This window comes from Methylophaga sp. UBA678, from assembly GCF_002299105.1.
Classification (GTDB): domain Bacteria; phylum Pseudomonadota; class Gammaproteobacteria; order Nitrosococcales; family Methylophagaceae; genus Methylophaga; species Methylophaga marina.
This window is the reverse complement of the sequence record NZ_DBNG01000020.1, coordinates 1-333: the sequence shown is the minus strand read 5'-3', so window position 1 is coordinate 333 and position 333 is coordinate 1. Positions and strand designations below refer to the sequence as shown.

Sequence of the window (333 nt, the reverse complement as noted above, 5' to 3'; positions counted from 1 at the left end):
TATGGTCTGGAAAAAGTCAAAGAACGAATCGTTGAATACTTGGCTGTACAAAAGCGTGTCAAAAAATCAAAAGGTCCGATTCTTTGCCTGGTTGGCCCACCTGGTGTGGGTAAAACATCTATTGCTCAATCAATAGCCAGAGCCACTAATCGTAAATTTACAAGAATGGCTTTGGGTGGTGTTAGAGATGAGGCTGAAATACGCGGGCACCGTAGAACTTATATCGGCTCTATGCCAGGTAAAGTGATACAGAATATCTGTAAAACGGAAGTTAAAAACCCATTATTTCTATTAGATGAAATTGACAAAATGGCGCAAGACTTCCGTGGTGAT

The 333-nt window shown here is 40.8% G+C and carries 1 protein-coding gene; it reads left to right on the top strand.

Annotated elements, in window-relative coordinates; all coding sequences use genetic code 11:
* The coding region (locus tag B3014_RS10565) for an AAA family ATPase (RefSeq protein ID WP_289286974.1) at positions 1 to 333 on the top strand (333 nt) is incomplete at both ends.